22 protein-coding genes are annotated in these 24,649 nt (G+C 71.6%); 12 read left to right on the plus strand and 10 right to left on the minus strand.

Annotation, left to right across the window (positions count from 1 at the left end):
• Positions 1-222: 222 nt before the first annotated feature.
• Complete coding sequence (gene recQ, locus ACFQRI_RS01230) at positions 223-2,079, minus strand: DNA helicase RecQ (protein WP_380663158.1); 1,857 nt, start codon at positions 2,077-2,079, stop codon at positions 223-225.
• A gap of 206 nt (positions 2,080-2,285) precedes the next feature.
• Between recQ and ACFQRI_RS01235 the strand changes: the two genes are divergently transcribed.
• The 4 genes from ACFQRI_RS01235 (at position 2,286) to ACFQRI_RS01250 (ending at position 5,844) form a co-directional block, all read left to right on the plus strand.
• A complete protein-coding gene (locus ACFQRI_RS01235) occupies positions 2,286-3,386 on the plus strand; it encodes an LLM class flavin-dependent oxidoreductase (RefSeq protein ID WP_380663162.1) in 1,101 nt (366 codons plus the stop codon).
• Positions 3,383-3,979 (plus strand): FMN reductase, encoded by a 597-nt coding sequence (locus tag ACFQRI_RS01240; protein ID WP_380663165.1) that lies wholly within the window; start codon positions 3,383-3,385, stop codon positions 3,977-3,979. Before ACFQRI_RS01235 ends, ACFQRI_RS01240 begins: the two co-directional genes overlap by 4 nt.
• Before the next feature lie 80 nt (positions 3,980-4,059).
• Positions 4,060-4,437 carry a nuclear transport factor 2-like protein gene (locus tag ACFQRI_RS01245; protein ID WP_380663168.1) on the plus strand — a complete coding sequence of 126 codons (378 nt, stop codon included), beginning with the start codon at positions 4,060-4,062 and terminating at the stop codon, positions 4,435-4,437.
• A 42-nt stretch (positions 4,438-4,479) separates the two neighbouring features.
• A complete protein-coding gene (locus ACFQRI_RS01250; protein WP_380663171.1) occupies positions 4,480-5,844 on the plus strand; it encodes a type I glutamate--ammonia ligase in 1,365 nt (454 codons plus the stop codon).
• On the opposite strand, the gene ACFQRI_RS01255 is transcribed toward ACFQRI_RS01250, so the two are convergent.
• Positions 5,845-7,191 carry a DUF2252 domain-containing protein gene (locus ACFQRI_RS01255; RefSeq protein WP_380663174.1) on the minus strand — a complete coding sequence of 449 codons (1,347 nt, stop codon included), beginning with the start codon at positions 7,189-7,191 and terminating at the stop codon, positions 5,845-5,847.
• A gap of 165 nt (positions 7,192-7,356) precedes the next feature.
• On the opposite strand from ACFQRI_RS01255, the gene ACFQRI_RS01260 reads away from it, so the two are divergent.
• From ACFQRI_RS01260 to ACFQRI_RS01280, 5 genes are all read left to right on the plus strand, one after another.
• Positions 7,357-7,770, plus strand: a complete 414-nt coding sequence (locus ACFQRI_RS01260; protein WP_380663177.1) for a nitroreductase family deazaflavin-dependent oxidoreductase — start codon at positions 7,357-7,359, stop codon at positions 7,768-7,770.
• Between the two features lie 75 nt (positions 7,771-7,845).
• The gene (locus ACFQRI_RS01265; RefSeq protein WP_380663181.1) at positions 7,846-9,030 is read left to right on the plus strand and encodes a TetR/AcrR family transcriptional regulator; all 1,185 of its coding nucleotides are present in this window, start codon (positions 7,846-7,848) and stop codon (positions 9,028-9,030) included.
• 269 nt (positions 9,031-9,299) lie between these two features.
• On the plus strand, positions 9,300-10,940 hold the full coding sequence (locus ACFQRI_RS01270; RefSeq protein ID WP_380663184.1) for an acyl-CoA carboxylase subunit beta: 1,641 nt from the start codon (positions 9,300-9,302) through the stop codon (positions 10,938-10,940).
• 13 nt (positions 10,941-10,953) lie between these two features.
• Entirely contained in the window at positions 10,954-11,193 is a 240-nt protein-coding gene (locus ACFQRI_RS01275; RefSeq protein WP_380663187.1) for an acyl-CoA carboxylase epsilon subunit, read from the plus strand.
• 68 nt (positions 11,194-11,261) lie between these two features.
• Positions 11,262-13,028, plus strand: coding sequence for an acetyl/propionyl/methylcrotonyl-CoA carboxylase subunit alpha (locus tag ACFQRI_RS01280; RefSeq protein WP_380664559.1), 1,767 nt, complete (start codon positions 11,262-11,264; stop codon positions 13,026-13,028).
• Between the two features lie 88 nt (positions 13,029-13,116).
• Here ACFQRI_RS01280 and ACFQRI_RS01285 read toward each other — a convergent pair whose 3' ends face one another.
• Genes ACFQRI_RS01285 through ACFQRI_RS01295 form a run of 3 tightly spaced genes read right to left on the minus strand, consistent with a single transcriptional unit; the run spans position 13,117 to position 16,806 of the window.
• Positions 13,117-14,952, minus strand: a complete 1,836-nt coding sequence (locus ACFQRI_RS01285) for a CocE/NonD family hydrolase (RefSeq protein WP_380663190.1) — start codon at positions 14,950-14,952, stop codon at positions 13,117-13,119.
• Positions 14,953-15,001: 49 nt separating this feature from the next.
• Positions 15,002-15,637 (minus strand): FadR/GntR family transcriptional regulator, encoded by a 636-nt coding sequence (locus ACFQRI_RS01290; RefSeq protein ID WP_380663193.1) that lies wholly within the window; start codon positions 15,635-15,637, stop codon positions 15,002-15,004.
• Positions 15,638-15,687: 50 nt separating this feature from the next.
• Entirely contained in the window at positions 15,688-16,806 is a 1,119-nt protein-coding gene (locus ACFQRI_RS01295; RefSeq protein WP_380663197.1) for an amidohydrolase family protein, read from the minus strand.
• 311 nt (positions 16,807-17,117) lie between these two features.
• Between ACFQRI_RS01295 and ACFQRI_RS01300 the strand changes: the two genes are divergently transcribed.
• On the plus strand, positions 17,118-17,402 hold the full coding sequence (locus tag ACFQRI_RS01300) for a DUF3040 domain-containing protein (protein WP_380663200.1): 285 nt from the start codon (positions 17,118-17,120) through the stop codon (positions 17,400-17,402).
• Positions 17,403-17,405: 3 nt separating this feature from the next.
• Here ACFQRI_RS01300 and ACFQRI_RS01305 read toward each other — a convergent pair whose 3' ends face one another.
• From ACFQRI_RS01305 to ACFQRI_RS01315, 3 genes are all read right to left on the minus strand, one after another.
• On the minus strand, positions 17,406-17,603 hold the full coding sequence (locus ACFQRI_RS01305) for a DUF2795 domain-containing protein (protein WP_380663203.1): 198 nt from the start codon (positions 17,601-17,603) through the stop codon (positions 17,406-17,408).
• 154 nt (positions 17,604-17,757) lie between these two features.
• Entirely contained in the window at positions 17,758-18,267 is a 510-nt protein-coding gene (locus ACFQRI_RS01310; RefSeq protein ID WP_380663206.1) for an ATP-binding protein, read from the minus strand.
• A 486-nt stretch (positions 18,268-18,753) separates the two neighbouring features.
• The gene (locus tag ACFQRI_RS01315) at positions 18,754-19,995 is read right to left on the minus strand and encodes an aminotransferase family protein (RefSeq protein ID WP_380663210.1); all 1,242 of its coding nucleotides are present in this window, start codon (positions 19,993-19,995) and stop codon (positions 18,754-18,756) included.
• A gap of 309 nt (positions 19,996-20,304) precedes the next feature.
• Between ACFQRI_RS01315 and ssuE the strand changes: the two genes are divergently transcribed.
• Entirely contained in the window at positions 20,305-20,865 is a 561-nt protein-coding gene (gene ssuE, locus ACFQRI_RS01320; protein WP_380663213.1) for an NADPH-dependent FMN reductase, read from the plus strand.
• A 30-nt stretch (positions 20,866-20,895) separates the two neighbouring features.
• Here the strand turns inward: ssuE and ACFQRI_RS01325 are convergent, their stop codons facing one another.
• Positions 20,896-22,368 (minus strand): MFS transporter, encoded by a 1,473-nt coding sequence (locus ACFQRI_RS01325; protein ID WP_380663216.1) that lies wholly within the window; start codon positions 22,366-22,368, stop codon positions 20,896-20,898.
• 218 nt (positions 22,369-22,586) lie between these two features.
• On the opposite strand from ACFQRI_RS01325, the gene ACFQRI_RS01330 reads away from it, so the two are divergent.
• On the plus strand, positions 22,587-23,201 hold the full coding sequence (locus ACFQRI_RS01330) for a hypothetical protein (protein ID WP_380663219.1): 615 nt from the start codon (positions 22,587-22,589) through the stop codon (positions 23,199-23,201).
• A 24-nt stretch (positions 23,202-23,225) separates the two neighbouring features.
• On the opposite strand, the gene ACFQRI_RS01335 is transcribed toward ACFQRI_RS01330, so the two are convergent.
• Positions 23,226-24,638, minus strand: a complete 1,413-nt coding sequence (locus tag ACFQRI_RS01335) for an amidase (protein WP_380663222.1) — start codon at positions 24,636-24,638, stop codon at positions 23,226-23,228.
• Positions 24,639-24,649 lie beyond the last annotated feature (11 nt).

Below are 24,649 nucleotides of genomic sequence, written 5' to 3' on the forward strand. Positions count from 1 at the left end.
CGACGGGTTCTGATGACCCGCAGCAGGTCGAGCTCCTCCCGGGCGTAGATGCCTCCGGCGGGGCAGCGGGCCTGGGATCGGCGCCCTGCGCGGCGGGGGACCGCCGCGCAGGGCGAGGACGTCGTGCCGGTGACCGGCGCCCGACCAGGTCGAATCCGCGATCGGCGGGACCGGGGTGTCGTCGAGCGGCGAGGAGCTCGTCCTGCTCGGGACCTTTGGCGGTCACTCCTCCTCGGGCGCGGCCAGCGCGGCCAGGACCGCCTGGCCGTAGCGGTTGAGCTTGCCCTCGCCGACGCCGCTGATGGAGGCCAGCTCGTCGAGCGTCGAGGGGCGGACCGTCGCGATCTGGCGCAGCGTGGCGTCGTGGAAGATGATGAACGGCGCCTTGCCCTCCTCGCGCGCGGTCTCCATGCGCCAGGCGCGCAGCTTCTGGAACACCGGTTCGGCTTCCTCGGGCATGTCCTGCGGAGCACGCTTGGCGTCCGCGGCCTTCGCCTTGGCCTGCGGAGTGCGCTTCGGCTCGGTGCGCAGGCGCACCTGCCGCGGGTCCTCGCGCCGCAGCACCTCGCCGCTGTCCTCGGTGAGCACGAGCGTGCCGTAGTCGCCCTCGACGGCCAGCAGCCCCTGGGCGAGCAGCTGCCGGATGACCCCGCGCCACTCGTTGTCGCTGAGATCGGAGCCCACGCCGAACACGCTGAGCTCGGCGTGCCGGAACTGCTCGACCTTCGGGGTCTTCTTGCCGCGCAGGACGTCGATGATCTGCCCGGCGCCGAACTTCTGGTTCCGCTCGCGCTGCAACCGCACCACCGTCGACAGCAGCTTCTGCGCCGCGACCGTGCCGTCCCAGGACTCCGGCGGGCTCAGGCAGGTGTCGCAGTTGCCGCACGGTTCGGGGGCGTCCTGGCCGAAGTAGGCCAGCAGCCTGCTGCGGCGGCACTCGACGGTCTCGCACAGGGCGAGCATCGAGTCCAGGTGCTTGCCCAGCGTCCGGCGGTGCGCCTCGTCGCCCTCGGAGTTGTCGATCAGCTTGCGCTGCTGCACGACGTCCTGCAGGCCGTAGGCCATCCAGGCGGTCGAGGGCAGCCCGTCGCGGCCCGCGCGGCCGGTCTCCTGGTAGTAGCCCTCGATGGACTTGGGCAGGTCCAGGTGCGCCACGAAGCGCACGTCGGGCTTGTCGATGCCCATGCCGAAGGCGATGGTCGCCACCATGACCAGACCCTCCTCGCGCAGGAAGCGGGACTGGTGGTGCGCGCGGGTCTGCTTGTCCAGCCCCGCGTGGTAGGGCAGCGCGTCGACGCCGTTGGAGGCGAGGAACTCGGCGGTGCGCTCCACCTCGGCCCGGGAGAGCCGGTAGACGATGCCCGATTCGCCGGGGTGCTCCTCCTGCAGCAGCTTGAGCAGCTGCTTGCGCGGGTCGTTCTTCGGCGCGATCCGGTACTGGATGTTCGGCCGGTCGAAGTCGGCGACGAAGTGGCGCGCATCGTCGAGCTGCAGCCGTTCGGCGATCTCCCGGCGGGTGGCCGGGGTGGCGGTGGCCGTCAGGGCGATCCGCGGGGTGCTCGGGTAGCGCCGGTGCAGCACCGACAGCTCCAGGTAGTCGGGCCGGAAGTCGTGACCCCACTGCGCCACGCAGTGCGCCTCGTCGATGGCGAACACCGAGACCTCGCCGCGGTCCAGCAGCTCCAGCGTGCCCTGCAGCCGCAGCCGCTCCGGGGCGAGGTAGAGCAGGTCGAGCTCGCCGGCGAGGAACGCCCGCTCGGTCTCGACCCGCTGCTGCTGGTTCTGGGTCGAGTTGAGGAAGCCGGCGCGCACGCCCAGCTCCTCCAGGGCGTCGACCTGGTCCTGCATCAGCGCGATCAGCGGGGAGACCACCACTCCCGCACCGGGACGGACCAGGGAGGGGATCTGGTAGCACAGCGACTTCCCGCCGCCGGTGGGCATGAGCACCAGGGCGTCGCCACCGCCGACGACGTGCTCGACGATCTCCTGCTGGCTGCCGCGGAAGGAGTCGTAGCCGAACACCCGCCGCAGCACGTCGACGGGTTCGGCTCGCTCGGTGACGAGGTCGGGGGAGGTCACGGCCCGGATCTTACGCAGCCGCACCGACGCTTCCCCGGCCCGCACGCCACCGGCGAGTTGGGTCGACTCCCCGGGAGCAGGTGTGAGTTAGCTCGCTCCGGGGCAGTGGTGGGATGTACCGGGAATGCCTCCCGGTGCAGAATCGTTCGTGGAAGTAGTTGAACCTCGAAATACCGGGCTCGGGGTCGTGTCAGCAGGGAGTTCACATGCAGTTCGGGGTTTTCTCGGTCAGCGACGTCACGACTGATCCGACCAACGGGCGCACCCCCTCGGAGGCCGAGCGCATCCAGGCGATGGTGCGCATCGCCAAGAAGGCCGAGGAGGTCGGCCTCGACGTCTTCGCCACCGGCGAGCACCACAACCCTCCGTTCGTGGCCTCCTCGCCGACGACCATGCTCGGCTACGTCGCCGCGCAGACCGAGCGCATCATCCTGTCCACCTCCACGACGCTGATCACCACGAACGACCCGGTGAAGATCGCCGAGGACTTCGCGATGCTGCAGCACCTGGCCGGTGGGCGGGTCGACCTGATGATGGGCCGCGGCAACACCGGCCCCGTCTACCCGTGGTTCGGCCAGGACATCCGCCAGGGCATCCCGCTGGCGGTGGAGAACTACGCGCTGCTGCACCGGCTGTGGCGCGAGGACGTCGTGGACTGGGAGGGCAAGTTCCGCACCCCGCTGCAGTCGTTCACCGCGACCCCGCGACCGCTGGACGGCGTGCCGCCGTTCGTCTGGCACGGCTCCATCCGCTCGCCGGAGATCGCCGAGCAGGCCGCGTACTACGGCGACGGCTTCTTCCACAACAACATCTTCTGGCCCGCCGAGCACACCAAGCGGATGGTCCGGCTCTACCGGCAGCGCTACGAGCACTACGGCCACGGCAAGGCCGACCAGGCCATCGTCGGCCTCGGCGGACAGGTGTTCATGCGCAAGAACTCGCAGGACGCCGTGCGCGAGTTCCGGCCGTACTTCGACAACGCCCCGGTCTACGGCGGCGGCCCGTCGCTGGAGGAGTTCAGCTCCGCGACCCCGCTGACCGTGGGCAGCCCGCAGCAGGTCATCGACCGCACGCTGGGCTTCCGCGAGAACGTCGGCGACTACCAGCGCCAGCTGTTCCTGATGGACCACGCCGGTCTGCCGCTCAAGACCGTGCTGGAGCAGATGGACCTGCTCGGCGAGGAGGTCGTGCCGGTGCTCCGCGAGGAGTTCGCCAAGCTCAAGCCGGCCCACGTCCCCGACGCACCCACCCACCAGAGCCTGCTGGCCGACAAGCAGCGGGCCGAGAGCTCGGAGGCCGCCGAATGAGGGAACTCGTCGTCATCTCCGCGGGGTTGAGCAACCCCTCGTCGACCCGGATGCTGGCCGACCGGCTGGCCGCCGCGGCGCAGCGCGGACTGGAGGCGAACGCGCGGGTGGTCGAGCTGCGCGAGCACGCCAAGGACATCGCCAACCACTTCGTGACCGGCTTCCCTAGCCCGGCTCTCGACGAGGCCCTCGACGCGGTGCGCGGCGCCGACGGGCTGATCGTGGTCTCGCCGATCTTCCAGGCGTCCTACAGCGGGCTGTTCAAGTCGTTCTTCGACCTGTTCGAGGCCGACGACCTCAGCGGCAAGCCGGTGCTGATCGGCGCGACCGGCGGCTCGGCCAGGCACTCGCTGGCCCTGGAGCACGCGCTGCGGCCGCTGTTCAGCTACCTGCGCGCGGTGGTCGTGCCGACCTCGGTGTACGCCGCCTCGGAGGACTGGGCCACCGGCGGGGACGCCACGCTGGCCGACCGCGTGGAGCGCGCGGGCGGCGAGCTCGCCGCGCTGGTCGACGACCGGCCGGTCCCGGCGCGCGAGGACGCGTTCGAGGAGCCGGTCCCGTTCGAGCAGCTGCTGGCCCAGCAGCACAACTGACCGCACCCGCCGGCGAACTCCCACCGCGACCCGCGGTGGGAGTTCGCGCTCCGCGGGTCGACCGAGGCTGGGGTCCTGGCATGGTTGTTGTTCGAGGGGTGCCCGACTGCGGGAACGCTCCGCGCAAGGTGGTCCTGCGCGACCTGGTGATCGGCCTGGCCGAGCGGGACGCGGACGCCGTGGTCGCACCGCTGGCCGACGACGTCCGCTGGTCGTTGGTCGGCGACGTCGAGCTGGTCGGCGCGGACGCGGTGCGCGTCTGGGGCGCGGGACTGCCCGAGGCCGACGAGCTGACCTTCGAGGCGGTGCTGACGCACGGCCGGATGGCCGCCGTCGACGGCTCGGTCATCGCCGCCGACGGTGCGCAGGAGGACTTCTGCCACGTGCTGCACTTCGCCGGAGCGGCCAAGACCGCCGAGATCGTCCGAGTTCGGAGCTACCGCAGCACCTCGCGCTGAGAACCGCTGCGGTCGGGGCACCGGGGCGACTACCGTGGGTGCATGAGCGGTGATCGGATCCCGGCGCCCGAGCCCGCCTGGCTGGCCGCCGCGTCGGCGCGGTTGCGGGCGCGCGGGGTGGAGCTGGTCGAGCTGTCCTTCGTGGACAACGCGGGCATCGTTCGGGTGAAAACCGTGCCGCTGACCCGGCTTTCCGACGCCGCGCGCCACGGCATCGGCGCCTCGCCGTGCTTCGAGACCTTCACCTTCGACGACGTCATGCTGCGCGGCACCCACCTCGGCGGGCCGGACGGCGACCTGCGGCTGGTGCCCGACGTCTCCCGGATCGCACCGCTGGCCGCGATGCCCGGCTGGGCCTGGGCTCCCGCCGACAAGTTCGTCCAGGACGGTTCGCGCTTCGTCGCCTGCCAGCGCGCCTTCGCCGCCGCGCAGGCGCGCGCGGCCGCGGTCGCGGGGCTGCGCATCTCGGCGGCCTTCGAGCACGAGTGGGTGCTGGCCGAGGTCGGTACCGAGCGGTTCGCGCCGGTGATCCCCGGACCCGGTTACGGGCAGCTGCGCCTGGAAGGGCTCGCCGACCACGGGCGCGACCTGGTGGCGGCGCTGGGGGAGCAGGGGCTGGAGGTCGTGCAGTTCCACCCCGAGTACGCCGCCGGGCAGGTCGAGCTGTCGGTGGCGCCGAGCGATCCGGTCGGCGCGGCCGACGACGCGGTGCTGGTGCGCCACACCGCGCGAGCGCTCGCGCGGCGGCACGGCTGGCGGGCCAGCTTCGCGCCCTGCTTGGTCCCCGGCGGCCCCGGATCCGGCGGCCACCTGCACATCTCTGCCCACGACGAGCGCGGCAACCTGCTCGCCGGCGGTCCGGGGCGGCACGGCCTGCGCGCCGAGGGCGAGGCCTTCCTGGCCGGGATCCTGCGCGAACTGCCCGCCTTGGTGGCCATCGGCGCGGGCAACCCGGCGAGCTTCCTGCGGCTCGGGCCCTCCCGCTGGGCGGGCATCTGGCAGGTCTGGGGTCGCGAGACCCGGGAGGCGGCGCTGCGGCTGATCACCGGAACCGCCGGGACGGAGCCCTGGGCGGCCAACGCCGAGGTGAAGTGCTTCGACGCCACCTCCAACCCCTACCTCGTGGTGGGCGCGGTCGTCGCCGCCGGGCTCGCGGGCGTCGGCGAATCGCTGCGGTTGCCCGAGGAGATCACCGGGGATCCCGCGCTCGACCCGGACTCCTCGGCCGCGCGGCTGCCCGCGAGCGCCGACGAGGCCGCCGAGGCGCTCGCGGGTTCCCGGGTGCTCGCCGAGGCGCTCGGCCCCGAGCTGCACGACGCCATCTGCACCGTCCGCCGCGGCGAGGCCGAGCGCTGCCGCGAGGCGACCGCCGAGGAGGTCGCCGCGGCCACCCGCTGGATCTGGTGATCAGCGCGCGGTCGCGGTGACGTTGCCGATCTCGCCGTTGCGGAAGGCGTCCACGAACAGCCTGTAGTCGTCGCGGACCACGTCGGCGTAGGACAGCGCGAACTCGGTCAGCCAGTCGACGAACTCCTGCTCGCGGCCGCTGGTCGCGCTCGCGATCGCCTCCTCCACCTGGAAGGTGACCAGCTGGGTGTCCGACTGGGCGTCCGAAACGCAGTGGATCTTGGCCATGGCGCGGCCCAGGTAGTCCACCACCGGCAGGATGTCGGTGGGCTCGGTCAGGTCGTCCCAGTCGAGGTCGGACTCGTAGGGCGAGAGCTCGGAGACCAGGTAACCGACACCGCCCAGCTCGGTGTAGCCCAGCAGGGGATCGGTGTGCGCCTGCAGCGCGCGCTGGGACAGCGCGGTGCGGTGGCCGTGGTGCAGGAAGTGGTCGTGGATCCGGGCGTCGGTGACCACCCGGGAGGGCGCGGCGACGTTGCCCTGCTTCATCGACAGGACGATGTCGTTCTCCAGCGCCTCGGTCGGGCCCTCGATGAGGATGTTGTAGGCGGGCAACCCGGCACTGCCGATGCCGAAACCGCTCGATCCCACGATGTCCTTGATCGTGTAGGCGACGTCGGGCATCCGCACGTCCTGCGGGATCGTCTCCAGGTAGCGCTCGAAGGCCTCCTCGACCCGGGCCCGCTCGTCGGCGTCGAGCTGGCGGATGTTGCCGCCGCGACGCATCCGCTGCTCGTAGCCCTCGGACTCGGTCATCCGGTGCAGCATCTCGGTGCGGCTCTGCAGGCGGGTGCGCTGCAGCAGGTCGTGGATGGTGCCCGTGGTGTTGTTCAGCCGCAGGGAGTACTCGGAGTCGTCGGCGCGCTCGGCGAAGTGCCGCACCTGGTCCAGGTACGACGTCGCTGCGTGCCGGACGAACGAGACGATGTCGGCGTCCGGCAGCGCCTTGGACCAGCCCAGCAGGGCCAGGCTCGCGGCGAAGCGCTGCAGGTCCCAGGTGAAGTGCCCGAGGTAGGCCTCGTCGAAGTCGTTGACGTCGAAGACCAGCACGCCGGAGCCGTTCATGTAGGTGCCGAAGTTCTGCGCGTGCAGGTCGCCCTGGATCCACACGCGGCTGGTGCGCTCGTCGGCCCACGGGTCGTCGAGCCGGACGACGTCGGCGTAGAACAGGCATGCGCTGCCGCGGTAGAAGGCGAACGGCGAGGCCGCCATCTTGCGGAACTTGGTGCGGAAGGCCGCCGGGCTGCGGTCCATCAGCTCGGCGAAGGCGTCGACGAGGACCTCGGAGATGCGGTCGCGGCGCGCGGCGGCGTCGGAGACCCCGAGCCTTTCGGCGATGTCGGACATGGTGTGCGCCCATTCCCTGCGAGTTCGGATCCGAGCGGGGGCAGCCTAACCGAGATCTGCCTCCTCCGAAGGACGAGCAGAAGTCCACAAGGGACCATTCGGGCAACTGGCCCGCTCGGCGGCGCGCGCCGAGAATCGTCGGAGGACGATCCAGTGGAGGTGCGCATGTCCGAGTGGAACGACAAGGTCGTCGAGGAGTTCCGCGCCAACGGCGGGCGGGTCGGCGGCCCGTTCGAGGGCGCGCCGATGGTGCTGGTGCACCACGTCGGGCGCAAGAGCGGGGTGGAGCGGGTCAACCCGATGATGTACCTGCCCGGGGACGACCCGGGAACCATCTACGTGTTCGCCTCCAAGGCGGGCGCGCCGACCAACCCGGACTGGTACCACAACCTCGTCGCCGCGGGGCGGGCTCGCGTGGAAGTCGGCGACGAGGCCTACGACGTGCGGGTCACCGAGCTCACCGGATACGAGCGCGACCGGGTCTACGCCGAGCAGGCGCGCCGCTACCCGGGCTTCGCCGAGTACGAGGAGAAGGCCGAGGGGCGGCGCACCATCCCGGTTCTCGCCCTGCGCAGGTAGTGCTCGCCGCGCGCGCTCCCGGCGGCTCGCCCGGTCGGCGGTGGGTATGCTGCCTGGCCGATCCCGGGAGGTGCGATGGCCGAGGTGGGCAACCCGCCCGCGCGGAACACGCGTCCGCGCAACCGGCGGGCGATGATCACGACCGCCGCAGCCGACCTGTTCTACCGGCTCGGCTACGACGGCGTTGCGATGAGCGGCATCGCCGAGGCGGTCGGGGTGGGTTCCTCGGCGCTGTACCGGCACTTCGAGGGCAAGCAGCAGCTGCTGACCCAGCTGGTGCTCGACCACCTCGAACCGTTCGCCCGGATCACCGCCGAGGTCGACGACGCCGAGGAGGTCGTCGCCAGGCTGGCCACCGCCGCGCTCGACCACCGGCAGCTGGGCGTGCTCTGGCAGCGCGAGACCCGCCACCTGCCCGAGGAGATGCGCCGCGCGCTGCGCGCGGAGCTGCGCGGGGTCGCCTCCGGGCTGGCCGCGCTGGTGCGCGCGCTCAACCCCGGGGTCTCGGAGTCGGACGCCCGGTTCCGCGGCTGGTGCGCGTTCAGCGTGCTGACCAGCCCCAGCTACCACCAGGTCGAGCTGCCTCGCCGCGACTTCGAGCAGCTGCTGCGGGACATGGTGCTGGTCATCGGCGCTCAACCACCGCAGGAGCTGGCCGCGCGCCCGACCGCCGGTCCCGACCAGCTCTCGCTGTTCGCCGGGCGCGCCTCCCGGCGCAGGCTGCTGCTGGCCGCGGCCACCCGGCTGTTCTCCGATGCCGGCTACAGCAACGTCACCACCGAGGACGTCGGCGCCGCGGCGGGCATCGCCGGCCCCAGCCTGTACAACTACTTCGGCAGCAAGCAGGAACTGCTCTCGGCGGTGATCACCCGCGGCAACGCCTGGTTGGAGGTCGAGCTGGAGCGGACCCTGGCCAGCACGGCCGACCCGTCCGAGGCGCTGCGCGAGCTGCTGCGCTCCTACATCGGCTTCGCCTTCGACCACGGCGGCTTCATCGACATCCTGGTCAGCGAGGTCAACCACCTCCCGGCCGCCGAGCGGCACCGTGCGCGGCAGACCCAGCACGCCTACGTGGCCGAGTGGGTGGGGATGCTGTGCGAGGCCAGGCCGGGCCTCGACGAGGTGCGCTCGCGGGTGCTGGTCCAGGCGGCGCTGACCGCCGCCAACGACATGGCCCGAACGGGGCCGGTGCGCGATCACCGGGCGCTGCGCCGCTTGGGTGCGGCGCTGATGCTCGACACACCGGTGCGCGGGTTGTGATCCACGCCGCGAGACCCCTTCGCTGAAGCGCTACCGGCCATTCACTTACACCTCAAATCCGCAGGTTAAGGCGATTTGACTGCTGTTCGAGCAGCTACTCGCGGATCACTTGGAAGTTGACGTCGGCCGCCGCGCCGCACTAACCTCCGCGCAGACCGGATCCGCCCGCGCGCGTCGTGCGGCGATAAGGTGCGCCCGCGCCGGTGTGCGGCACCGGCACCGGGTTGCGGATACTGGACCAGAGCAGGTAACGAGAACAGGTTGGTTGCATGAGCAGCGCGACGGAGCCGGTCGGTCAGCCGCCGGTTGACGTGCCGGACATCCACACGACCGCGGGCAAGCTGGCGGATCTGTACCGGCGGAACGACGAGGCGGTGCACGCCGGCTCGGCGCGCGCGGTGGCCAAGCAGCACGAGAAGGGCAAGAAGACCGCCCGCGAGCGCGTCGACATGCTGCTGGACGAGGGCTCCTTCGTCGAGCTCGACGAGCACGCGCGGCACCGGTCCACCAACTTCGGCATGGAGGCCAGCCGCCCCTACGGCGACGGCGTGGTGACCGGTTACGGCACCATCGACGGCCGGAAGGTCTGCGTGTTCTCCCAGGACTTCACGGTCTTCGGCGGTTCGCTGGGCGAGGTCTTCGGTGAGAAGATCGTCAAGGTCATGGACCTGGCGCTCAAGACCGGCTGCCCGCTGATCGGGATCAACGACTCCGGAGGCGCGCGGATCCAGGAGGGCGTCGCGGCGCTGGGCCTCTACGCCGAGATCTTCAAGCGCAACACCCACGCCTCCGGCGTCATCCCGCAGATCTCGCTGATCATGGGCCCGTGCGCCGGCGGTGCGGTGTACTCGCCGGCGATCACCGACTTCACCGTGATGGTCGACAAGTCCTCGCACATGTTCATCACCGGTCCGGACGTGATCAAGACGGTCACCGGCGAGGACGTCACCTTCGAGGAGCTCGGCGGCGCGCACACGCACAACTCGCGCTCGGGCAACGCGCACTACCTCGCCTCCGACGAGGACGACGCGATCGCCTACGTCAAGGACCTCCTGTCGTACCTGCCGAGCAACAACCTCTCCGAGGCCCCGGTCGACGAGGGCGCGGAGATCGCGGCGGGTTCGGTGGCCGACAACATCACCGACGCCGACCGCGAGCTCGACGAGCTGGTCCCGGACTCGCCGAACCAGCCCTACGACATGCACGAGGTCATCAACCGCGTCGTCGACGACGAGGAGTTCCTCGAGGTCTCCGCGCTGTTCGCGCCGAACATCATCACCGGTTACGGCCGGGTCGAGGGCCAGCCGGTGGGCATCGTGGCCAACCAGCCCACCCAGTTCGCCGGCACCTTGGACATCGACGCCAGCGAGAAGGCCGCGCGGTTCGTGCGCACCTGCGACGCCTTCAACATCCCGGTGCTGACCTTCGTCGACGTGCCCGGCTTCCTGCCCGGCACCGACCAGGAGTTCAACGGCATCATCCGGCGCGGCGCCAAGCTGCTCTACGCCTACGCCGAGGCCACCGTCCCGCTGGTCACCGTGATCACCCGCAAGGCCTACGGCGGCGCCTACGACGTGATGGGCTCCAAGCACCTCGGCGCCGACATCAACCTCGCCTGGCCGACCGCGCAGATCGCGGTCATGGGCGCCCAGGGCGCGGTCAACATCCTCTACCGGCGCACCCTGGCCGAGGCCGCCGAAGCCGGCGAGGACGTCGAGGCCGTGCGGGCGCGGTTGCAGCAGGAGTACGAGGACACCCTGTGCAACCCCTACACCGCCGCCGAGCGCGGCTACGTGGACTCGGTGATCCCGCCGTCCCACACCCGCGGCTACGTGGCCCGCTCGCTGCGCATGCTGGCCGACAAGCGGGCCAACCTGCCCGCCAAGAAGCACGGCAACATCCCGCTGTGACGAGGTGGTCGAAATGAGCGAGGACGAGGCCAACCGCCCGGTGCTGCGCATCGTGCGGGGCAATCCGGACGACGTCGAGATCGCCGCGCTGACCACCGCGCTGGCCGGGCTGGCGGCCGCGCAGCCCGCCGCGGAGCCGGCCAGGCCGATGTCGCTGTGGGCCGATCGCAGCGCGGCGCTGCGCCACCCGGCCGGACGCCGCCCGCTGCGCCCCGGCCCGAACGCCTGGCGCGCTTCCGGTATGCCCGGCTGATGCGCGCCGCCGAAGAGATTTCCCATGCAGCTCCGGCGTCGCGCCGGGAATTTTAGGAGTTGACCGCTGTGGACGTGACGCCGATCAGCAAGGTCCTGATCGCCAACCGCGGTGAGATCGCGGTGCGGGTCATCCGCGCCTGCAAGGACGAGGGCATCGCCTCGGTCGCGATCTACGCCGAGCCCGACGCCGACGCGCAGCACGTGCGGCTGGCCGACGAGGCCTTCGCGCTGGGCGGTGCGACGCCCGGCGAGTCCTACCTCGACATCGACAAGGTGGTCGAGGTCGCCAAGCGCGCCGAGGCCGACGCGGTGCACCCGGGCTACGGCTTCCTGTCCGAGAACGCCGACTTCGCCCAGGCCGTGCAGGACGCCGGTCTGATCTGGATCGGCCCCTCGCCGCAGGCCATCCGCGACCTCGGCGACAAGGTCACCGCCCGGCACATCGCCACCCGCGCGGGCGCGCCGCTGGTTCCCGGCACCAAGGACCCGGTCTCGGGTTCGGACGCGGTCGTGGCCTTCGCCGAGGAGCACGGGCTGCCGGTGGCCATCAAGGCCGCCTTCGGCGGTGGCGGGCGCGGCCTCAAGGTCGCCCGCACCGTCGAGGAGATCCCGGAGCTCTACGACTCGGCGGTGCGCGAGGCCGAGAGCGCCTTCGGGCGCGGTGAGTGCTTCGTCGAGCGCTACCTGGACCGCCCGCGGCACGTCGAGGCCCAGGTGATCGCCGACCAGCACGGCAACGTCACCGTGGTCGGCACCCGCGACTGCTCGTTGCAGCGCCGCCACCAGAAGCTGGTCGAGGAGGCCCCCGCGCCGTTCCTCACCGACGACCAGCGCAGCCGGATCCACGAGGCCGCCCGCTCGATCTGCGCCGAGGCCGGTTACCACGGCGCGGGCACCGTGGAGTTCCTGGTCGGCCAGGACGGCACGATCTCGTTCCTGGAGGTCAACACCCGGCTGCAGGTCGAGCACCCGGTCTCCGAGGAGACCACCGGCATCGACCTGGTCCGCGAGCAGTTCCGCATCGCCGAGGGCCACAAGCTGGACTACGACGGGGACCCGGAGCCGCGCGGCCACTCCATCGAGTTCCGGATCAACGGCGAGGACGCCGGGCGCAACTTCCTGCCCGCGCCGGGCACGGTCACCAAGTTCGAGGCCCCGCAGGGCCCGGGCGTGCGCATCGACGCCGGCGTGGAGTCCGGCAGCGTGATCGGAGGCCAGTTCGACTCGCTGCTGGCCAAGGTCATCGTCACCGGCGCGACCCGGCAGCAGGCGCTGCAGCGCGCCCGCCGGGTGCTCGACGAGCTCGTCGTCGAGGGCATGGCCACCGTCCTGCCGTTCCACCGGGTGATCCTGCGCGACCCGGCGTTCGTCGGCGAGGACGGGTTCACCGTGCACACCCGGTGGATCGAGACCGAGTTCGACAACACCATCGAGCCCTACGCCGGTGCGGCCGAGGTCGAGGACGCGGCCGAGGAGCGCCAGACCGTCATGGTCGAGGTCGGCGGCCGCCGCCTCGAGGTCTCGCTGCCCGCCGGGTTCGCCGCGCCGTCGGCCGCGCCCGCGGCCAAGGCCAAGAAGGCCCGCAAGCGCACCGGCGGCAAGGGCGGTGCCGGGGCCTCCGGCGACGCGGTCACCGCGCCGATGCAGGGCACGATCGTCAAGATCGCGGTCACCGAGGGCCAGGAGGTCGCCGCGGGCGATCAGATCGCCGTCCTGGAGGCGATGAAGATGGAGAACCCGGTCAACGCCCACAAGGCCGGCACGATCACCGGCCTGGAGGCGAACCCGGGCGACTCGGTCTCCCAGGGCACCGCTCTCTGCGAGATCAAGTAACCCGGGCTCCGGGAGCCGAGTCCCTTCATCAGAAGTCCCTGAGCGCTGCGGGCGCTCAGGGACTTCTGAAGAAGAAAGGGCACGTGCCCTACGGCAGCGTCGGCAGGGTGATGCGCGACGGGTCCTGCGGGTCGGTGTGGACGGTCAGCGGGGACAGGGCGGCCGGCAGGTCGCGGACCGCGGGCAGCAGGTGCGGCACGTCGTAGGCCTGGATCGACACGCGCAGCTTGCTGCCCGGCGGGATCACCGCCCCGGTGGGGAAGACCTCCACGTCGATCGGCTCGGCCCGACCCGGTTGCATCGTCGACTGCGCCTGCTCGGTGAACGGGTGGAAGGGCTGGATGAGCTCGCCGTCGAGGTAGCGAGACTTCGACTCGTCCAGCGCGCGGTGCGAGAGCACCTGCCAGCCGCCGGTGAGCCGGTCGACCCTGCCGTCCGGGGACACCGAGGACACCGACACGGAGAGCATCCCGTTCCCGGTCGGCGTCGAGGTGTTCAGGCGCGCGTTGATCGGCCCGCGGATGCGCAGCGGCCGCTGCACGGGCTCCGTCTCGAAGACGGCTCCGGTGGTGTCGTTGAGCCGGTTGTCCTCGCAGACCTCGGCGAGCCCGGTCCGGCCGGGAAGCCCGCCGGTCCACTGGTTGGCCGATCGGGTGCACAGCCCGGACACCGGCAGCGGTGCCACGGCGCTCGCTCCCGGTTCGACCTCGCCGGAGGTCAGCCCGCCGGGCCGCCCGGGCAGCGAGGTGCCGGAGAGCTCGAAGGTGGTGGCGCGCTGCTCGTCGACCCAGTCCTGCGCGTGCCGCCACTTCCCGGAACCGATCTCGTAGTAGGTCAGCGGCGGGACGTCGGCGTCCAGCCCCGGGTCGGGCAGGCCCTTGACGTGGTGGTCGAACCAGCGCAGCTGCAGCTCCTGCAGCGTGCCGTGCCCGGCCTCGGCCACCTGCTCGCCGTTGCTGGCCTGCAGGTGGTCCCACGGCCCGAAGATCATCTTGGTCGGCACGCCGTTGGCCCGCAGCCGCTCGAAGAGCATCGGGGTGCCGCGCTGGAACAGGTCGTACTCACCGCCGATCAGGAAGGTCGGCACGTCGATGTCGTCGACGACGTTGATCGGGGAGCGCTCGGCGTAGAACGGGCCGTCGAAGGCGGCGTTGAGGCCGAGGGTGGCCTCCAGCAGCGTCGGCGCGGTGAAGCTGGTCGCGCCCTTGACCCGGTCCAGGTACATCTGCAGGCCGTTGTCCGGTTCGGCGGGACCGTAGTTCGGCGGGACGACGCCGGTCGCGGTCACCAGACCCATCCACAGCGGGATGAACCCGACGTCGAGCGCCCCGCCGGAGGCGACCACGTCGCGGTAGGTGTCGGCGGCGGGCACCTGCGGGAAGATCGCCTTGAGCCCCTCCGGGCGCTGCGCGGCCGCGAACAGCTGGTTGATCCCCATGTAGGACGCGCCGTGCATGCCCACCGAGCCGTTGCTCCACGGGCGCTCGGGCGAGGCGGCCCAGTTCACGATCTCGGCGGAGTCGGTGTTCTCCCGGTCGTCGAAGGACTGCCAGGAACCGCCGGAGCTGCCGGTGCCCCGCGCGTCGACGGTGACGTGCACGTAGCCGCGCTTGACGAAGAAGTCCGGCTCACCACCGCTCGACCCGCTCGCCGGGCCGTCGAGCGCGTTCTTGTTGTAGGCGGTGATGGTCAGCAGCACGGGGAAGCGCCCGGCGATGGGGTTTCCGGCGGCGTCGGCAGGACGGCGGACGTTGGCGCGCAGCGTGATCCCGTCGCTCATCGTGATCGGGACGTCGGATTCGGCGGCTGCGGCGGGGAACTGCTCGGCGCGCGCGCCTGCGGGCGCGGGCGCCGCTGCGGCACCGGTCACCCCGGCGAGGACTGCGGTGATCGCGAGGAACAGGGCCAACAGGCTTCGTTGCATGAGGACCTCCCAGGACTCGGAGGAGATCAACGAGGCCGAAACGCCCGGGTTACGCCGACTGCTCCGGAACGGCCTGCGAAGCGGGGCGATTCATCGCCTCGCGCGCTCGCGCCGCGTCCCCGCGCTCGACCGCGGCGAGCGCGCCCCGCGCCCGCAGCAGGTCGTCCTCGGCGGTGATCGGCGCGAACGGCTCGAACACCAGCGGGAGGTAGGCGTTTCCGGTGGCGCGCACGAGCGCGCGGTGGAAATCCCCGGTCGCGGCGCGGAAGTCGTCGGGATCGGCCGCTTCGCGCATGGCGGTCAGGTGCGCGCGCAGCCCGGCCAGGTCCCGGTCGGTGCGGTTGCCCGCGGCCAGCTCCGCGGCTGCGGTCAGCAGCAGTCGGCGCACTTCCAGCAGACCGTCGTTCGCCGGCGCGCGGGCGGTGGTGGCGCGGATGAGCGGTTCCAGCGAAGTCCAGCGGTCCGGGTCATTGACGTAGGTGCCGAACCCCCGCTCGACGCGCACCACGCGCTGCGCGCGCAGGGCCTTGACCGACTCGCGGACGGTGAGCCTGCTGACCGAGAACAGCTCGGCGATCTCGGACTCCGACGGCAGGGCAGTGCCGGGGGGATAGGTGCCGTCGATGATCGACCCGAGGAGCTGCTCGGTGAGTTCGTCGGGCAACGACAACGGTCGAACCACCATCCACCAGACATCAGATGACCTCGAAGGCTATGTTGTCGATCACACCCGGGTCAACAGTCGTAGAGCCGCCGGGCGTTTCCCGCCCCGATCATGCCGGCGATCCGGACCGCGTCGTCCTCCGACCAGACCCCCTCCTGGACCCACTCGGCCAGCGCGCGGTGCGTCCCGCGCCGCCACAGCACCGCGCCGAGGTGGTGCAGCTCGGCCGGACCGCAGGCGTCGCTGGAGAACAGCACCTTCGCGAACGGGGCCAGCTCCAGGGATTCGGCGACCACCGCGGCCGAGCGCGCGCCGGTGTGGTTGACCGCCAGCCCGACGTCGAAGAACACGTGCGGGTAGACCTGGGCGAGGTGGCCGGCGTTGCGGTGGAACGGATAGCAGTGCAGCAGCACCAGCGGTGCGGGCTCGACGAGCTCGACGAACTCGGTCAGCAGCAGCGGATCGCAGCGGTGCAGGCGCAGGTCCGGGTCGCCGTGCCCGGCGTGCAGCTGCAGCGGCAGCCCGAGGTCCACGCCCGACCACAGCAGGAACCGCAGCAGCACCGGATCGTCGACGCGACCGCCGCCGGCGCGCAGCCAACGTCCGGCGGCGGCGACGACCTCGGCCCGCGACGGGCGGTGCGGGTCGAAGTCGAACCCGTGGCGGTAGGCGACCACGCTCTTGAGCCCGACCGCGCGAGCCGAGCGCTCGGCGAGCACCTGCGCGAACCGCTCGGGCAGTTCGCCGGCCGCCACGTCGTCGCGGCCGAGCTGTTCGAGCACCGATTCCAGGCGCACGACCTCGTCGGCGCGGGTTGCGGAGATCTCGGCCATCTCGGCGGGGGAGAGGAGCTCGGTCCCGCCCATGCCGGTGTCGACCAGCCAGTGCGCCACGCCCGCCGCGCGCAGCAGCCGCCGGGTGACCTCGGCGGCGCCGAGCTCGTGCCTGCGCCGCAGGTACTCCTCGGGCGCGACCCGGGGCGGCAGGTCCAGCACGGGCGCGCACCAGCGGCGCAGCGCCACGCCCAGCTGCGAGTCGAACTGCGTCATCCACCCGGGGATCGGGCGGTCCGACTCGGTCAGCGCCCGCTCCATCGCGGGCCGGTCGAGCTCGGCGGCCAGCGCTCCGTGCACGTGGTGATCGATCAGCGGCAGCTCGTCGAGGGCGGTGGCGAGATCAGCGATCGTCAACTCCGGGCACCTCCGCGGCGGGTGCGGCGCAGCATGCGCGACGTGATCCCCGGCGACCGAGGTGGACACGATTCGTGTTCACCCGCCGGGCGACCGGTGCGGGTGAACTGCGGCTGAGCCGCCGGGTGGATCGGTCAGGTCACCACGATCAGTGATCAACACGGCGAGTTACCGGCGAGGAAAAATCACCCGCTTGCCGCGTAGGTCGCGCCGCTATCGCGTGCGAGGCTGGATGCGCCCCGCAGGAGGCTTGAAGCCGGTAGGGGCGGGTACCTCGATGGGGTCACAGGTGACGTCACTAGGAGCTCGTCATGTTGAGCAAGCACGAGCGGGACCGGCTCGCCGAGATCGAAGCGGCGCTGGTGTCCGCCGACCCTGAGTTCGCGGAGAGGTTCGAGCGCTTCGACGGCAGCAGCACCTGGGAGAACGTGCGCAGGCTGATGTTCTTCGCGCTGCTGTCGATCGTCGGGCTGACCTCGGTCGTGTTCCTGGTCAGCGGCCTGGTGTGGACGTCGGTCGGGCTGGCGGTGCTCACGGCGGTGGGCGCGGTCGCGCTGTTCTGCGAGATGCGCCGCAACCGGTGGAGCCCGCAGTAGTCCTCACGGCGCCGGATGCGGGATCGCCTGCAGGACCGTGTCCGCCTCGACGTAGACGTCGGCGGGCAGGTGCTCCAGCCGAGCCAGGTGCTCGGGCCCGGCGCCCAGCTCGCGGGCCTGCTCGATGATCTCGTCCTTGCTCGCCGGGAACCTCACGTGGCTGAGCAGGCGCAGCAACTCGGCCCGATCCACCATGACCATTTCGACCCCCCGATGCGCTGGCGGCTCCCACGCAACGGAGCTACCCCGCGACCGGTCGGCGCACACCCGGTGGCGAGAAGTCCAGGCCGCGGAGTGACGGAACGCCGCTGGAGGCAGCGGTCGCGCGCACCGCCCGGCCCGAGCGAGGAACCGCTCAGATCTGGTCGGAGTTGCTCAGACCGGAGAGCAGGCGCTTGATGACCTCGGGGTCGACCTCGGCGGTCTCCTCCGGGGAAGCCGACTGCTGGCGCTTGTTGGTGCGCGAGCGGCGCGGCAGCGGCACCGAGTCGGCCTTGACGCCACCGGGCAGCGGCAGCTCGCACCACACCAGCGTGCCGCCCTCCTGCAAGTTGGTGGAACCGCAGCGGCCGTCGGCGAAGCCCGGGGCCAGCTGGGGCGGGACCGTTCCGTTCTCGTCCTCGACCTCGGCGACCAGGCTCTCGCCGCTCAGGCGCAGGCGGATGGTGAGGAACCCCGGGCTGGTCTGGTCGGCGCTGTCCACGGCCGCGGTCACCAGCGCGGAGGTCAGCTGGTTTGCGTCGTCGGTCAGATCGCGCAGGTTCCACTCGGCGAGGGTGAAGCGCACGAACATCTCGGCGCAGTTCACCGCGCTCGGTAGCGCGATCAGTCGCAGGTCGTCGACTTGTGCGGTCTGGGTGTTCACCTGGTCGTGTTCCTCCGTCCGCCCCCGCTGCGCTTTCTCACCCGGAAGCCGTATTTTGCCAACTCTAGCGGGTGGCTCGACTGCAGGGGGCTCTTTCGGCTCCAGTGCTCGCTCCACTGGCGGCCCGGGTGGGGTTGGCCTCGCGTGCGCACCTCGAACCCGCCGGGCCGGAGGTGGCCGGGTCGGTCATCTGTGTCGCTGCATATCGGCATCCCCCGCGGTCTTGACCGGACGAAAACACGAGCGCACCGGAGTGGGCGGGCGTCGATGACAGCCTTGCTCAGCTGCGGCGACGCGGTCGCCAGCGGATCGGTGGACTAGTGGAAACGTACGTGACGAAACCTGGATCGGACCAGCCCGGAACGTATCGGTTCCGCAACGGAGGGGAAACGGGGTGAAACGCGGTAACACGACGGACGGTGATCAGATAAACGCCGGGTGAAATCGGTCGGGGTGAATGACGCATTCATCCACCCCGACCAATTGTCACAGCGCGTCCAGGCCTTCCCGGAACGCCTCGCCGATCAGGCCGATCTCCTCCTCGGTGACGATCAGCGGGGGAGACACGGCCAGCGCCTTGCCCAGCGGGCGCACGATCACGCCGAGCTCGCGGATCTTCTTCTGCAGCCGCGGCAGGCCGCCGTCGTCGAGCACCTCCGGGGTGAGCTCGACGGCGCCCAGCAGGCCCACGCCGCCGCGCACCTCGGCGACGGCCCGGTGGTCGGCGAGCGAGAGCAGCGCCTCGTGCAGCGGCTTCTCCAGGGCGTCGGCGCGGGCCGGGAGCTGTTCGCGCTCGATGATGTCCAGGTTGGCCAGCGCGGCGGCGGCCACCGTCGGGTGCCCGGAGTAGGTCGCGCCGTGGCGGAACGGGTGCCCCGGCTCGTCCCAGAACGGCGCGGCGACGCGACCGGAGGCCACCACACCGCCCAGCGGCAGGTAACCGCTGGTCACGCCCTTGGCGAAGGTGATCATGTCGGGCTGCAGGCCCCAGCGCTCGACGCCGAACCAGCTGCCGACCCGGCCGAACCCGCAGATCACCGAGTCGGCGACGAACAGGATGTCGTGCTCGACGCAGATCTTGGCCACGGCCTCCAGGTAGCCCGGCTCCGGCGGGTAGAGGCCACCGGCGCCCATGACCGGCTCGGCGAAGAACGCCGCGATCTTCTCGGCCCCGATCGTCTCGATGGCGCTGCGCAGCGCCTCGGCGTCGTCGTGCGGCACCCGGCTGGTCTCCGGCACCAGGCGGCCGAACCCGGCCTGGTTGGCGTCGATGCCCCCGATGCTGGTGCCCATGCCGTTGGTGCCGTGGTAGGCGTTGCCGCGGCTGAGGATGTGCGTGCGCTCCGGCTTGCCGCGCGCCGACCAGTACTGCCGCGCCAGCTTGGCGGCGGTGTCGATGGCCTCGCCGCCGCCGGTGGTGAAGAAGACCTTCGCGCCTTCCACGGGTGCCAGCTCGGCCAGCCGGGTGGCCAGCTTCTCGGCGGGCGGGTTGGTGAAGTCGTTGAAGACGAAATAGGACTCCAGCTCGCGCATCTGCGCTGCGGCGGCCTCGACGATCTCGTTGCGGCCGTGGCCGACGTTGGCGTACCACAGGCTCGCGGTCCCGTCGAGATAGCGGCGCCCGGCGTCGTCGTAGATCCAGGACCCTTCGGCCTTGGTGACGCAGAACTGGCTGTTCTTGACGTCGTGCATGTCCGCGAACGGGTGCCAGAGGTCGGTGCTCGACATTCGGTCCTCCTTCGGTGTACCGCTCCAGCCTCGTCCCTCCGAATGCGCGTTGGCCAGTGCCAAAACGATGAACTTCGCCCAGCGAACTGTCCAGATCGATCACCGGCAACCGGTGAGTGGGATGCGCCGCCCGCGCATTGACACCGCGAGTGGATCGCGAAGACGATGACCGAAGTGCTGCCGAAGAGCTGGAGGTGCGGTCAGGAGCAGTGAAACGCGCAGGTCAGCAGGTTCGCCGAGACCCGCGCGCCGAAGTCCTCCGGCAACGCACCGCGGGCGGCGGCCCGCTCGAGATCAGGGAGCACGCAGGTGTCCAGCGTTCTGGTAATTTCCGGCAGCCCGTCGAACCCCTCGCGCACCGAGAGGCTGGGCGAGCACGTCGCGGGGCGCCTCGCCGCGGCGGGGCGGGACGTCGATCACCTCGCCGTGCGCGCGCTGCCGGCGGATTCGCTGCTGGGCGCCGACCTGGACGATCCGGCGATCGCGGACGCGGTGGCCGAGGTCGCGGCCGCCGACGGCGTCGTGCTGGCCACCCCGACCTACAAGGCCGCCTACTCCGGCCTGCTCAAGGCCTTCCTGGACCTGCTGCCGCAGTTCGGCTTCGCGGGCAAGGCGGTGCTCCCCCTGGCCACCGGCGGCAGCGTGGCGCACGTGCTGGCCATCGACTACGCGCTGCGGCCGGTGGTGCACTCGCTCGGCGCCCGGCACGTGGTGCAGAGCTTCTTCCTGCTGGACAAGCGCCTCGCGGTCGCGGGCGAGCAGCTGGAGATCCACCCGGACAGCACCAGGCCGCTCGCCGACGTCATCCAGCAGTTCGACAAGGCCCTCGACGGGATCCCGCACGACACCGCTCTCGGCCGCACGGCCTGAGCGCCGCCCGCACCTCCCGCGGTCGCGCCGCTACGCGGCCCGCGGGCGCCGGGAGGCGCACGCGGGTTCGGCGCGCTCGGCCAGGTGGGTCGGGGCGGGCTCGGGCGTTGCCGGAGTGGCCGCGGCGAGCAGTCCCGCGAGCACGGCCGCGAAACCGGCCACGGCGAACACCCAGGAGTACGCCTCGATCGACGGGTAGGTGCCGCCGGCCACGTGCACCAGCGATCCGGTGGTCAGGGCCACCACGATCGCGCTGCAGCTGGAGGTGCCGATGGACCGGGCCAGGCTGTTGAGCGCGTTGGCCGCGGCGGTTTCGGTGGTGGGCACCGCGCGCATGATCGCGGTGGGCAACGCGCCGTAGGCCAGCGCACCGCCGATCGAGGCGATGGTCAGGTTCGCCACCACCAGCGCCATCGGGCCGTGGACCAGCGATCCCGCGAAGTTGCCCGCGGCCATCACCGCGGCACCGGCCAGCAGCGTGGTGCGCGGGCCGAAGCGCCGGGTGATCGCCGCCGAGACCGGGGAGAACAAGCCCATCGCGGCACCGATGGGCAGCAGCACCAGGCCGCTGGCCACCAGCGACATCCCGAAGCCGTAACCGGTCTGCGGCGGGGCCTGCATGATCTGCGCTCCGACCAGGAACCCGGTGAACATCGAGATCCCCACCAGGACCGAGGCGATGTTGGTCAGCAGGACCTGCGGCCGGGCCGAGACCCGCAGGTCGACCAGGGGAGCGGGGGTGCGCAGCTCGTAGCGCCCCCAGGCCAGCAGCAGGAGCAGCGCCGTGGCCAGCAGGCCCAGCACCAGCGCTCCGGACCAGCCCCACTCGTTGCCCTTGGAGATCGCCAGCAGCAGGCAGGTGAGCGCGATGGACAGGACGATGGCGCCGGGCAGGTCGAACCGCCCGCCGGTGCGTTGCGCCGACTCCGGCACGACCCGCAGGATCAGCACGATCTCCAGCAGCGCGAAGAGCATCGCCCCGGCGAACAGCCAGTGCCAGTTGAGCAGTTCGGCCACCGCGCCGGTCAGCGGCAGGCCGACCGCGCCGCCGATGCCGAGCGTGGCGCTCATCAGCGCGACGCCGGTGGGGACCTGCCGCTCCGGCAGCTCGTCGCGCATGATGCTGATGCCCAGCGGGACCACGCCGACCGCCGCGCCCTGCAGCACCCGACCGAACAGCACCAGGGCGAAGTCGTCGCTGACCGCGCCGATCGCGCTGCCCGCGGCCATCACCGCCAGCGAGAGCAGCAGCATCTTGCGCTTGCCGTACATGTCGCCGAGCCGCCCGGTGACGGGTGAGCACACCGCGCCGGCGACCAGCGGCGCGGTGACCAGCCAACCCGCGTTCGAGCTGGAGGTGTGCAGCAGGCGCGGGAATTCCGGGAGCAATGGCACCACCAGGGTCTGCATCAGGGATACGGCGATGCCGCAGGAGGCGAGGACGACGATGACGATCTTCGAATTCCTCGGCGACGCGGACGTGGCGGACCCGGGGGAGGGCATTCTGCTCCTTGCTCGAGGGTGAACTTATCTTCGCTAAGTAAGTAAACTGGTGCGCACCGGGTGAAACAAGGAGTTTTCGGCGGATTCTTTTCGTGGCGCGAATTTCCGGCGAACTCGATCGTCCACTGTGGACGTCGCCGGAGGCGAGCTTCGAGCCAGTTGTGAACCCGCGGTTCACTGGCGTACTGTGAACCATCGGTTTACAGATTGAGGTCGAGGTGTCTCGAGGGGATGTCGGCCTGCTGGTCGAGCGCGCGGTCGCCGAGGTCGCGGAACCGCAGGTGGAGCCGGGGGTCAAGGCGCGGTCGCTGGCGGTGATGCGCGCCGCGCTGACCGCGGAGGAGGAGCTGGCGGCCGCGGCCTCGCGGCGGGTCGCGCGGGCGGCCGAGGAAGCCGTCTGGCTCGGCGCCAGCCTCGCCGATCTCGGCGAGCTGACGGGCAGGAGCCGCCAGGCCGCGCGCAAGCGCTGGCCCGGCCTCGGTGCGATCCACCGCAAGCGCAAGTGGCTCGGCGACCACGTCGAGGCGGTCCGGCACGTGGGCGGCCTGGTGGCCTCGCGCGCCGACGACCTCGCGCCCGTCGCGGGGAACGGGGCGTTCCTCAGGCTGATCAGCCGGTTGCGGGAGGGTCTGCGGCGCTGCGAGGCGGACTTCGCCGAAGGCGCCGAGGAGTCGGTCGAGAACTGGCGGGCCTTCGACGAGCTGGTCGACGTGACGCTTCGCGCGGTGATCGAGACCGCGGGCACCCCGGCGACCCCGCAGGCCGATTTCGCCCTGCACTGCGCCACCGGGGTCGTGGGTCACTACGACCACGCGGTGTCCGGGCAGGCCTGAGCCCGCTCGGGGAGGGGCGACGGGTCAGAGCTCGGGCGCCCGCTCGGCGTGCCGGGTGGCCTGCTCGAAGGCGTGCGCGATGCGCAGCAGGGCGTGCTCGGCGCGGTGGGCGGTGACCAGCTGGAGCCCGACCGGCAGGCCCTCGTCGGTGAAGCCGGCGGGGACGCTGATGGCCGGGTTGCCGGTCGCCGAGATCCAGTACGCCGAGCGCATCCAGTCCAGGTAGCTGTCCATCGGTTCACCGTCGATCTCGGTCGGGTACTCCAGGTCGATGTCGAACGGCGGGACCTGGCTGACCGGGAGCGCCAGCACGTCGTAGCGGGTGAAGAACTCCGCGACCCGGTGGAAGAGCTCGGTGTGCAGCCGCTCGGCCCGGCCCACGTCGGCGCCGGTGAGCCGGCGCCCTGCGTCGATGTTGTCGCGCAGGCTCGGCTTGATCCGCTCGGGGTGGGCGTCGCGCAGCTGGCCGAAGGACAGCTCGAACTGCCAGGCGCGCAGCGTGCGGAACACCTCGTCGGCCCCGCCGAGGTCCGGGCGCGCCAGCTCGACGGTCGCGCCGAGGTCGGTGAACACCTGGGCGGCCGGTTCGAGGACGTCGCGCACCTGCGGATCGACCGCGAGCTCGCCGCCCAGGTCGGTCGACCAGGCCACCCGCAGCCCGCGCAGGTCGGCCTCCAGCGGTCCGAGGAAGGTCGAGCCCGGCTCGGTCAGCGCGATCGGGCTGCGCGGGTCGGGGCCGGAGATCACCGACATCATCAGCGCCACGTCGGACACCGTTCGGGCCAGCGGGCCCTGCACCGCCATCGTCGACCAGGCGGCCGGGGCGGGCCAGCTCGGCACCCTGCCCGGAGCCGGGCGCAGGCCCACGACGTTGCAGAAGGAGGCCGGGTTGCGCAGCGAGCCGCCCATGTCGCTGCCGTCGGCCAGCGGCTGCATCCGGCAGGCCAGGGAGGCCGCCGCACCGCCGCTGCTGCCGCCCGCGGAGCGGTTCGCGGCGTACGGGTTGGCCGTGGTGCCGAAGACCTGGTTGAAGGTGTGCGAGCCGGCGGCGAACTCGGGCACGTTGGTCTTGCCGAAGGTGATCGCGCCCGCGCCCTTGAGCCGCTGCACGATCAGCTCGTCGCGCTCCGGGACGTGCTCGGCGAACAGCGGGGAGCCGAACGTGGTGCGCAGCCCGGCGGTCTCGTGGGTATCCTTGTGCGCCATCGGCAGGCCGTGCAGCGGACCCACCTCCTCGCCCCTGGCGAAGCGCTCGTCGGCCTCCCGAGCGGCCTCCAGCGCCTGCTCGGGCGCCAGCGAGACCAGCGCGTTGACCTTCGGGTTGAGCTCCTCGACCCGCTTCAGGTGCGCCTGCAGCGCCTCGCGCGCGGACAGCTCGCCCGAGCGGATCAGCGCGGTGAGCTCGGTGGCGGTGCGGTGGCAGATCTCGTCGGACACGCGACGAACAT

It is taken from the genome of Saccharopolyspora griseoalba (assembly GCF_042665275.1).
Lineage (GTDB): Bacteria > Actinomycetota > Actinomycetes > Mycobacteriales > Pseudonocardiaceae > Saccharopolyspora > Saccharopolyspora griseoalba.